3 protein-coding genes are annotated in these 12436 nt (G+C 37.7%); all 3 read right to left on the reverse strand.

Annotated elements, in window-relative coordinates; translation table 11 throughout:
* Positions 1 to 229 precede the first annotated feature (229 nt).
* The 3 genes from bafA (ACFILZ_RS01525) to bafA (ACFILZ_RS01535) all read right to left on the reverse strand — a co-directional run bounded on the left by bafA (ACFILZ_RS01525) (position 230) and on the right by bafA (ACFILZ_RS01535) (position 12124).
* Entirely contained in the window at positions 230 to 2806 is a 2577-nt protein-coding gene (gene bafA / locus ACFILZ_RS01525; protein WP_375682328.1) for a BafA family autotransporter, read from the reverse strand.
* Between the two features lie 829 nt (positions 2807 to 3635).
* The gene (bafA, locus tag ACFILZ_RS01530; RefSeq protein ID WP_375610173.1) at positions 3636 to 6200 is read right to left on the reverse strand and encodes a BafA family autotransporter; all 2565 of its coding nucleotides are present in this window, start codon (positions 6198 to 6200) and stop codon (positions 3636 to 3638) included.
* A gap of 359 nt (positions 6201 to 6559) precedes the next feature.
* Positions 6560 to 12124, reverse strand: a complete 5565-nt coding sequence (gene bafA / locus ACFILZ_RS01535) for a BafA family autotransporter (RefSeq protein WP_375682329.1) — start codon at positions 12122 to 12124, stop codon at positions 6560 to 6562.
* Positions 12125 to 12436: the final 312 nt, after the last annotated feature.

Consider the following 12436-nt stretch of genomic DNA (forward strand, 5'->3'; position numbering starts at 1 on the left):
CTCCTATAGCGAGCAAGGAACCCTTTGCCAAGTGGCTCTGCAAAAATCTACACAAATTCTCAAAAATATAGAATAAATTATAAAGAAAACTCTAATAAAAATCCTGCAATTGCTCATCCCATCATAAAAATGCGCTACCGACTCTTAATAAATATTGAATCTTCTTTCATAATCTTAAATGCTTCCTATCAAAATTATCATTGAAATCAATCAAAAAATAACCATGTCGTTAGAAACTATAGCGTACACCTAAAATACCCTGAAAGGACTGTTTTGTTTTACGCCCTTTAATATAATGGGCCTCACCATATAACTTTAACTTCTCACTCACCAAACTGCTTAAACCTATCCCTAACTTACCCGCATTGCCCGATAAGTCAGTGGTAAATGGATGGCGTTGATTAATTAACGTTTGATTATCATTTTTATTCTCACGCAACCATGCTGCTGTAATATACGCAAGCGATGAGGAATCCATGTGAGAACCAAATTCATATCCTAAAGATAAGCCAACCTCACTGCGTAATGAAGTGAATGGACGCATGTCACCTGTCATGTCATTCGATAACTTGATTTCTTTACCCTCAACACGCAACCATGTAAATTGTCCATAAGGCTGCAACCAACTGTTCTTTGACGTCTTAAGTCGATAACCAGCTTCAAAGGAAGTTCCCAATGCCCTTTGAGTATATGTTCCTTCAATCTCTAAACCATTCGTTGAAACGGCTTTTAGAGTATTTTGATAATGATTGTATTTTAAAATACCATCGAGATACCATCCACTATGATCAAAATAAGTGACATAAGCGCCAATACCATAAGTATTGATTCCACTGTTACCCCCCCGTGCATGCGCAACACGGGCACGATCATAACTGCCAAAACCACCTATATAAAACTCTCCATTTTCCCACTCGCCTAAACCATTGATCCCCAAAACGATACCGGTCTGATCCAGTTTAAAATCTATATGCTCTGTCGCAATGCTCTCTTTAGATTTAATCGCATAGGTCCATAAAGCTGCATTCTTTTTACTTTTATCTAGAATTCCTCTTCCCGCACGTACGGTTTGCATTTCATTGTGAAAAACCATCGCTGGAGCCGCAGACATAGACAATACCGCATCTGTAGAGGGAGTAGTCAAAAAGTGAGAAACTGAAAGTTTCTCACTCAATTGTGGAAAAGGGTGTTCTTTATGAACTGGACGCAAAGTCATTTGATCGGCTAAAGATTGAGAAGAGGTTGAAACAGCAGTTTGTTGTTTTTCATCAGAAAAAGGATGAAGACCTGATGGAGATAACGCTACAAGAGTCTGATTTTCTTGAGAGGGAGATACAGAAACACTAGAGACATTCTGGTTTTCTCTTAAATGACGTGGAGGTCGTGGTTTAGATGGCTGTTTTTTAGTAAGTGGACGAGGACCGGTATTTTTTCCTTCAGAAGAGGGAGATTGATCAGACTGTGTACCCGTATCAGCAGGAATCTTCGCTTTCTTATTCACACACTCTACTTCAGAACTAGAACCTTCCGTATCTCCAGAAGCTCTACTTAAATACCAAATTGTAGCACTACCACTAGAATCAGCACATCTTCCTCTCTTCACTAAGCGATACTGATAGGTTCCACCATCAACAGCTGTAATGTCCTTGCCCAAAAGATCTGCCAGAGTAAAATTAGCTCCGCCATTGTGGCTTCTATCGGTAATTAACGGAAGCTCAGTAACCAAACTATTCCTTTGTGAGAGAGGACCTGTAATTTCACGTCCAGAATCTGCAATATTTATTTTGTGATTCCCTGAGCCCTCACCAATCAACAAATAATCACTCGCATCCCACGTCGCGCTAATATTGAATCGAAAATGTAAATCCCCTGAAAGTCTCTCAACATAAAGTGAAATATGACGTGGATCATACTGTATAGAAGAAAAAATAACAATCCCACCCTGCCCCCCTAAATCTTTAATTTTAATCTGTGGTTTTTCTCCTATCTTCCGTTCACCAACTTCAAATATTGGTTCAGCAGGTTCTCCTTCTAGAGGAATGTTTTTCTTGGTAATATGATTTGTCCTACCGCCAGCAAACAGATAAAGTTCTCCGTGATCATTAACCCTTACTTCCCCAACAACTTCTTTTACACCAACATGTAGCCAGGATTTGGCAAAATCCGTAATTGTTAAACCATTCACAAAACCTTCAGGATATACAACTTGAATAGCTTGATTTTTCAAAGTAGTTTTCACAGATTCGCCTAGTGCTAAGACGTGTTGCCTGCCATTGCCAGAAACTTCTGTAAACATTGCTCGCCCCCCTTCCTTTCTTTGCCCCGCATAAATATTTTGTTCTCCATCATTTCCTACTTTCGCATACCAAGCACCTCCCCCATCATACACATTCTGCTGTCCCACTGCTCCACCTCCACCCGTAACTGTGGAATTATATGCACTACTTCGTCTAACCACGCGTGTAAAATCAATATTTGGCTCTTCATGAATAAACTGCTGACCTCCCAAAATTTCAGCGTTTATTGTAATTCCTGCACGTGTAACTATTTGCATCCCTCCTTTTTTGATAGTGGACCCCACGGAAGTTTTTCCATTATCAATAAGCTCTACATCCCCATATCCAATCGTCATATTATTTTTGAAAAGACGAGCAATTATTTCTAAATTTTTTCGTTCCTCTTCTTCATTTCTCACATGGGCTACTCTTATTTGCCCTCTATTCCCACTCTCTACTGCACTTGCAGATTGCGCAAAACAACTACTGATCATCAATACTGAAAAACTTAACTTATATTTATACCGCATTATCCACACTCCACTCTTCAATTATTTAGAAAAATACCCCACGGCTACATAGGTAGCTCGTTTTAGATTGTATCATAATGTGTTTTATTTATGTCTAAATACAATTTTTTAGTGTATTTTTTAATTTAAACAACTTTAAGTTGTTTATCTATAAACCACTAAAAAACTCTAACTTAAGGCAGAAAAATTGAATAAAATTCAAAATATTTACTTAAATTCAAGGAATAATTTGCATATCTGGAATTATAGATGAAAAAAATGCTCGTGCCCTTTAATGGCACCCCCCTTCACGTAAAACAAAACGCCATTCAGTTGTACATTCACGCACTTGTTTTAAAGAGACATCTCTCAATGCACTCAAGCCCATTTCGTAACGTCATCCATGAATGATATACCGGTAAAGCCATTGCCCCCCTATTTTTACGCTTATGAAGAAGCGGGCCGATATCATCATACACTTTGCCATCCCAATGTTGTGACAGCCCTTGACACTAGAGACGATTCATCAGAGACATTTTTACTTCTTTTTTGTATAGTTTTTATACACACCTTCATCCCGCTTGCGATGTGCCAAGCGAATAATTTTGATTGATTCAACATAAACAGATTTGGAATGAGAGAATCCTATGATTTTCGCGACTCTTATTCAACATGCATAGAAATGAATTATTATTATAAATTCAGTATGTTGCCTTTAAAAGAGAGAGTATAAAGACATTCCTACTATTTGAGAAAGTCCCTACACTCTCGAGAAGACATAGCCGAACGTTATCTGTTTAAGTTTGCAAAACAATTACATTTGTAAAGTTAATCAGCCATGCACACATATTTAGAAACTATAGCGTAATCCTAAAATACCTTGAAGAGCATTCTTAATCTTATGTCCTTTTAGATAATGTGCTTCCGCATAAAGTGTTAGTTTATCATTGACCGAACCGTTTAAACCAATTCCCAATTTACCCGCACTGCCTGATAAATCTGTAATAAATTTATACTGGTTATTAATTGTCGTATAATTATTATTTATATTCTCACGCAACCAAGCAGCCATAATGTAAGCTGTTAATGACGTTTCTGAATTCACAAAAAATTCATGTCCTGCAGTCAATCCAACTTCACTGCGGAATGAAGTTAATGGGCTTAGATCACCCATCATTCCATTTGAAAGTTTTATTCTTTTACCTTCAACCTGCAAACCTGTTAGCTTGATATAAGGCTGCATCCAAGTATTCTGTGCCGGTTCAAAATAACAACCGATCTCAAATGATCCACCTATTGCCCACTGATTGTAATGACTTTGAATGGCTAAACCATTCGTTGATATGGCTTTCAAATTATCTCGGTAATAATTATATTTCAAAACACCATCCATATACCATCCACGATGATCAAAATAAGTTGCGTAAGTTCCAATACTATAAGAGCTCAAATTGCTGTCACCACCTCGTGCATGAGAAATACGTGCTTGATCATAACTCCCAAAACCACCAACATACAACTCTCCATGCCCTAATTCACTCAACTGATCAGCACCAAAGACTAAACCTGTCTGCCCAAGTTTAAAGTGTGTATGGCCTGTCGCAACACGTTCTCTGCTCTTAATCCCATAAGTCCATAGTTCGATATCTTTCTTATTTCTGTCCCAAATTTTTCTACCATTCCGTATAATTTGCAACTCATTATTAAAAATAAGCCCAGGAACTACGGACAACGTTAACACTGCATCTGTAGAGGGGGTTGTTGATGTTTCTCCAGGAAAAAAAGGATTTGTCGGATCTGGCATAGAAGGTTCTGGTCCACTGAGGCGGTCTGCCGATAAAAACCAAACTTTTCCATTTTCATCCTTTCTTTCTTTCAAATCATACATATAAGTTCCACCATCAATGGCGTTAATTTTTTCACCCTTAAGATCTGTCAGCGTAAAATGCGCTCCACCACTTTGATCCGTAATTAAATCACGCTTATTTGAAAAAGGATCCGTGATTTCAACGCCAGAATCAGCAACACTTATTGTATGTTTCCCAGCGCCTTTCTCAACCAAGAGATAATCACCACGGTTATGGGCAATCGTAGTATTGAACGCGAAATGTAAATTTCCTGAAAGATTATTCACATGAAGCTGAGAATAATATGGATCAGAACCTGTAAACGAAAAAATAATACTCCCTTCACCACTTAATTTTTGTATCAAAGAACTTTTTCCATCAAACTCATCAGTAATAGAGTATAGTTTTGTATCTTTTCCATTTAAAATAATATCTTCTACTGTGGTGCGTTGTTGATCATTCCCAGCATAAAGATGGATCTGCCCAGAATGGTTTACCTGTGTCTTGCCTTCTAATGTTGCTCCAGCATGCACCCATGATTTTGTTTGATCATTCATTGTTAGATTTTTTACAGATCCGTCAGTATCTATTTCCTGAATAGCATTCTCATTTAAAGTGACTCCAATGGACTGACCACCTTTTAAAATACGTTGTTTACCACCACCAAAAACTTCTGTGTCAAATGCAAAACCACCATTTTTTGCACTTTGAGACTTTTGTCCAACCTCTTGGACACCCCCTCGCATAACTTTTGTATTCCAAACTTTTCCGCCATCATATACTTTTTGTTGGCCTAGTGTTTCATCTTGACCATAAATGATAGTGTGAGAAGCACTACTGCCTTTAATCTCTCCTCCAATATCCCCCTCGCCGAAAATAAGCTGCTCACCGCCATAAATTTTAGTCCCCTCTACTTTCCCTCCATTTCCAACACTTTGGTGCCCGCCTTCTTTAACAACAGCATTTTTCGAAAAACCTTGTTTTCCTTTTAAAGCCTGAACATTTTCAATTCCACCATGTTCAATTTTACTATTCTCACTGAGTCCTCCTGCATACACATAAAGCTCTGCACCATTCCTTACAGTGTTATTAATGGATCGCCCTGGACTATCAATCTCACCATCATTTGAAATGTATGCTTTACCTTCATTATCAAGGATATAATTTTCTAATATTGCCCCATCTTTAATGGAAATAAGTTCAGGCTTTTTAAGAAACGCAGTATTTTGTTCTTGTGCATTATATCCAGCATTGTCACGATGACTGCTGTCAAGCTCCTGTTGACTCGCAAACACTCTAGCACCCTTATCCATGATAAAATCGCTAGACTTTTTCAAAAAGTCTAATTCATTGCGCGTTCTTATCATGACATCATGAGAGGCTCCAAGTATGCATCTGCCTGTTTTCATATCCTCATTGTATTGATCGTGAAATACCTTATCATTTTCATAACTTGAAGATTGACAAAAAAGTGCTGCTCTTCCCTCATTTACAGCAGCAGCTTGCACAAAACAGCTGCTCAACATGAGTATCCAACAATGTCGTTTCCATTTATATTGTAGAGCCATATCCTCCCCCCTTCACGCCTGCATAGACACTGAACGTAATTAGCTCTACAAAACATATTTTCAACCTTAGATTGCAACAATCCTTCTTAAAAATCCTCCTTATTTCATAAAAAACCGTTCTTTACAGTTTTTTTAATACTTTTTTGATCAAGAATATAAGGGCGTTTTTATAGTGCTTCTTTAGCATTTCCTCAGAATTTTCTTATCAAAAAAAGTAATGCATAATCAAGTATATAAGGGTATACAGTTTATCATGAACAACGAAGCTGCGTGCTCTGAAAAATTGTTCTCTGATGCTGCATTAAAAACTTAAAAAAACTAATCATACATTTAAAGATAACTAAAAAATAACCATATCGTTAGAAACTATAGCGTACACCTAAAATACCCTGAAAGGACTGTTTTGTTTTATGTCCTTTAACATAATGGGCCTCACCATATAACTTTAACTTCTCACTCACAAAACTGCTTAAACCTAATCCTAACTTACCTGCATTGCCCGATAAGTCCGTGGTAAATGGATGACGTTGATTAATTAACGTTTGATTGTCATCTTTATTCTCACGCAACCATGCTGTTGTAATATACGCAAGCGATGAGGAATCCATGTGAGAACCAAATTCATATCCTAAAGATAAGCCAACCTCACTGCGTAATGAAGTGAATGGACGCATGTCACCTGTCATGTCATTCGATAACTTGATTTCTTTACCCTCAACACGCAACCATGTAAATTGTCCATAAGGCTGCAACCAACTGTTCTTTGACGTCTTAAGTCGATAACCAGCTTCAAAGGAAGTTCCCAATGCCCTTTGAGTATATGTTCCTTCAATCTCTAAACCATTCGTTGAAACGGCTTTTAGAGTATTTTGATAATGATTGTATTTTAAAATACCATCGAGATACCATCCACTATGATCAAAATAAGTGACATAAGCGCCAATACCATAAGTATTGATTCCACTGTTACCCCCCCGTGCATGCGCAACACGGGCACGATCATAACTGCCAAAACCACCTATATAAAACTCTCCATTTTCCCACTCGCCTAAACCATTGATCCCCAAAACGATACCGGTCTGATCCAGTTTAAAATCTATATGCTCTGTCGCAATGCTCTCTTTAGATTTAATCGCATAGGTCCATAAAGCTGCATTCTTTTTACTTTTATCTAGAACTCCTCTTCCCGCACGTACGGTTTGCATTTCATTGTGAAAAACCATCACTGGAGCCACAGACATAGACAATACCGCATCTGTAGAGGGAGTGGTCAAAAAGTGAGAAACTGAAAACGTCTCGCTTAATTGTGAAGAAGGTTGTTCTTTATGAACTGGACGCACAATCATTTGATCGGCTAAAGAGTGAGAAGATTCTGAAACAGCAGTTTGTTGTTTTTCATCAGAAAGAGGATGAGAACTTCCTGAACCTAAAACTTCAATAACGTGATTTCCAAGAGAGAAAACAGTTGGAGATACAGAAGCCTGAGATTTTTGCCTTAAGTTTTGGCAGTTCTCTCTTCGACGTGGCAATTTAATAACATGCGCTTGTGGTGCTGCAATCGTTGAAAGAGAAGAAACCGATAGATTTTGATTTAAATGCCGCACAGATCTGCTTCTACTACGTGGTAAACTGTTAAGAAATGAAACATTATCAATAAATACTGCAGATAAATACCAAACTTTTTCGCCCCCATCCTCATCAATTCTCTGTTTTAAACCATACGTATAGGTTCCGCCATCAATAGTTTTAACATTTGCACCAGAAAAGCTTCTCAGGGTAAAATGTGCGCCTCCACTTTGATCAACAATTAAATCAAGTTCTGTTGAAGAAGGATCAACAATTTCAATACCGGAATCTAAAATATTTATTGTGTGAGAACCACGGCCATTTTTGATAAAGAGATAATCACCTTCTCCTTCTGCAAGGCTGACATTAAAATCGAAATGTAGACTCCCCAAAAGATTATCAATATAAAGCTTAGAGTAATGTAAATCGGATTCTGTAGAAGTAAAAATAATATTTCCCACACCGCTCAGCTTCTTAATATAAGTTTCTGTGTTTCCATATCCATTAGAAATAGAGTATAATTTAGCGTTTTCTCCCTCTAAATTAATATCGTCTACTGTTGTGTGATAATTTTTGTATTCAGTATAAAAGCTATTATTTCCAGCATAAAGATGGACTTGTCCCAAATCATGAATCTTTATTTTTCCTTCCAACACCGCACCAGCAAAAATCCATGAATTGGCTCCTTCTTTAATTGTTAGATTTTTTACAATGCTACCAGCATGAACTTCTTGAGCAGCATGGCGGTGTAAAGTCACAATGTTCACCTCTCCCCCTGCTAATACCCGCTGTACACCACCCGCGAAAACCTCAGTATTCACAGCTAAACCACCACTCTTTTGTATAAAATCATCATCATCTGCGAACCACTTAGCAAGAGTTTGTATTCCTCCACTCATCACTTTTGTTCCCACAGCCATCCCATCATCATATACATTCTGCTGTCCTGGCGTATCACCTTGACCATAAAGTGTCGTGTTATAAGCGCTGCTCCCCACAATTCCACCATTTACATAACCATCTCCGAAAACAAGCTGCTCCCCACCATAAATTTCAGCTCTCAATGCGGTTCCTCCTCCCTCCACTCTTTGTTTTCCACCCTCGTAAATAATCGTAAATTCTGAAATCCCTTGTTCCCCTACAATCTCAACACCACCATTTTCAATGGTTGTATTCTTACTAAAACCACCAGTCTCAACATAGAGTGTTGCAGTTTCCGGAACTGTATTATTAATGGATAATTTAAAATCATCCATTTCTCCATCACCAGCAATATAAACTATGCTATTGGCACCGAGCACGGAGCTTTGCAAAATTTTTTCACGTGTACCAGTAATGAAATCCTCTGCATAAAAACTGAAATCACCTTTATAAGAATTGGCTATAGAATCTTCCAAAGGAGAACCATACTTTTCTTGCTCAAAAGATTCAGCTATAGGCAACTCCGTATGAGATGGAGGAAAGATAGGAGAAGAATTTTTTTCTGGCATAGATGGTGTCGATAAAGACCAAATCTTTCCACCGTTATGATCTCTTTTCTTGAGAGCGTACATGTAGACTCCATTATCAACAGTAGCTATCTCTTCACCCCAAAAATCTATCAGAGTAAAATGCGCATTTCCGCTTTGATCATGAATTAAATCAAGCTCCAAAATTAAGTTCTGATTTTGTAGAAGAGAATTGGTCATTTCAACACCAGAATCGATAACGCTTATGGTGTGATTACCTGATCCTTTTTTGATCAGAAGATAATCACCGCGCTGCTCTGCAAAATTAGTATGCAACCTAAAATGTAAATTCCCTGAAAGGTTACCAACCTCAAGTTTAGAGTAATGTGGATTAAACACGGTAGAAGTAAAAACAACGCGTCCATTCCCACTTAGATCCTCAATCAAAGAGCTTTCACCATCTATACTAGAGGCAATCGCGTATAATTTTGTATCTCTGCCATTTAAGACAATTTTTTCTACTTCAGTACGAGATTGCTCTGCACCAGCATAAAGATAAATCCGTCCAGAATCATTAACCGTTGTCTTTCCTTCCAATGTTGCGCCACCATGTAACCACGATTGTGCTTGATCCTTAACGGTTAAATCTTTTACATAACCTCCTAAATCTATTGCCTGAAAAGCAGTCCCTTCTAAAAGAACGCCAATCGCGATTCCCCCCGCTAAAACATGTTGCTCTCCACCAGAAAAGACCTTCGTATCAAATGCAAAACTGCTATACTCGTCTAGATCTTCTTCCACATAAAGATTTTGTACCCCTCCTTCCATGATCTTTGAGCTAAAAACCTCTCCATCATCATACACATTCTGATATCCTCGCACTCCATTCTCACCAGAAACGATAGTGTCATGGGCGCTACTCCTTACCATCTCCCCTTTGATATCAGACTTTCCTGAAACAAACTGCTCACCACCGTAAATTTTAGCCCCTTCAACTTTCCCCCCATCTTCAACCTTTTGTTTTCCCCCTTTCTTAACTGTACTATCCTGTGAAAGACCCTGTGTTCTAACAAGCTCAGTACCGCCTCTTTGAATTGTCGTATACAAGCTAAAACCACCGCTATAAACGGAAAGCTTTCCACCATCTTTAACTGTATTACTAATCGAAGTTTCTCCAGTGCTTTCAACTTTCTCACTGTTACTATCAAAGCTAGGATCAGCAATCGTAACAATCATCCCCTTTTCAATTGTGCGTTCTGTGAGATCCTTCGATAATGAAGCTATAGCAGATGGTTGCAAGATAAAATCAGGAAATAAAGAGGTATTTGTCTCATCAAGAGCATAATTCGCATCTAAATACCAAATTTTACCATTGCTCTCATTTTTTCTATGTTTCAAACTGTACATGTAAGTTCCGGCATCAATAGCTTTGATTTTTTCACCAAAAGTGTTTGCCAGAGTAAAATGAGCGCTTCCACTATGATCAGAAATTAAATTAAGCCTTTTGTGGGAAGGGGGGGTGACCTCCCCCCCAGAATCAATAATACTTACTGTATGAGAACCTGAACCACTTTCTTTAATAACAAGATAATCACTAAGATGCTTGGAAAAGTTGACATTAAAATCGAAATGTAAAGAACCTGATAGATCATCAATATTAAGCTGAGAATAATGCTTATTAGTCCCTAAAAACGTAAAGATAACTCTGCCACTTCCAGTTAAATTCTGGATATTAACGTAAGTTTTTTTGCTGTTATCTTCAGACGCAAGAATGTATAGTTTGGTATTTTCTCCATTTAAATTAAGATTTTCTACTTCCGTAACAGCTTCACCATTCCCAGCATAAAGATAGAGGCTGCCAAAGTCATAAACATTTGTATCCTTATCTAATATTGCCCCCACAAAAGCCCATGACCTTGCTTGATGATTAATGGTTAGATTATCCACGTATCCAGAATCATATATCTTCTGAGTAGCTCTATCGTATAAAGTAACTTCGCTCGCATTCCCCCCTGCTAAGATATTCTGCGCACCATTTTTAAAAAGTTCAGTACTCAGTGCAAATGCCCCCTCATTGATTGTAAAATCTTCATCTTCTGTATCAGCTGTATCAGTATCTTCTGAGATGCCGTTATGAAAACTCTCTTTACCATCAAGATTCTGGATGCCGCCTTTCATAATCTTTGTGTCAACAACCATCCCTCCACTATAGACACTTTGTATTCCTAGCATTCCATCTGCCGCATAAATTTCAGTTCCATAAGCACTACTTTCCTTATCTTTACGCGACAAACCATCCCTAAGGATCCCCTTACCAAAAATAATCTGCTCACCACCATAGATTTTAGCTCCCTCAGCATTTGCACCACTCTCAACAATTTGTTTACCCCCTTTTTTAACAGTGGCATATTCCGAACTGCTCAGATTTTGGACGAATTCAATACCACCACTCTCAATTGTTGTATCCCTGCTAACACTTGCTGCATCAATGTAGAGTTTTCCCCCCTCTCTAACCGTATTATTAATGGAATAGGCTGCATCTTTATAGTTAAAGCTATTTATTTCAGAACCTTCAGAGTCACGGTTAGTAATATAGACAGTAGCCCCATCGCTTATTATTGAATTTGTGAGTACTTCAAAGAATAGATTTTTTAATCTATTCCTTTCCTCTTCTGAAGACTTACTTCCTTCTACTGTCTGTTTATTCTCTATCCTTTTTGATCCCCCCTTTTTTTCTTTTAATCCCCTCACTTTTGATAACGATGTTCTTATCTCTTCTAGATGTTTACTGATACTTACTGGTGTTAATAACTTTTCTTTTGGTGTCGCTACTCCATCTGCACTCACAATCTTGACAAAAAAACCACTGGTCATTAATGCACAAAAACTTAATTTCAATTTGCGTTGCATTATTCACACTCCATCATTCCAAATTAAATCCCCCATTTAGAAAAAAATGCACAGACCAAAACAACACAATGTTGCTCACCCTCATGTCTTTTAAGATAACGAAGCATTCGATAAATTAAGCTCTGACAGATCAAATATACACCATGTGTTTTAAAATATATGCACAACTAAAAGATTTAATTATTTTTTATATACACCTAAAAAGTGTTATAATTACATTCATGAAAATATTTTTGAGGCAATAAACACTGATCTACAAATAAGGCTGATCCCTCAAGAGATAAAAACAGCATTGAACTTTAAAGGAAAAGC

Source organism: Bartonella sp. AP40SXNS, from assembly GCF_042195825.1.
Lineage (GTDB): Bacteria > Pseudomonadota > Alphaproteobacteria > Rhizobiales > Rhizobiaceae > Bartonella.

Coding starts and splice junctions, on each gene's coding strand:
- bafA (WP_375682329.1), bottom strand. CDS start 12,124: ATGCAACGCAAATTGAAATTAAGTTTTTGTGCATTAATGACCAGTGGT.
- bafA (WP_375682328.1), bottom strand. CDS start 2,806: ATGCGGTATAAATATAAGTTAAGTTTTTCAGTATTGATGATCAGTAGT.
- bafA (WP_375610173.1), bottom strand. CDS start 6,200: ATGGCTCTACAATATAAATGGAAACGACATTGTTGGATACTCATGTTG.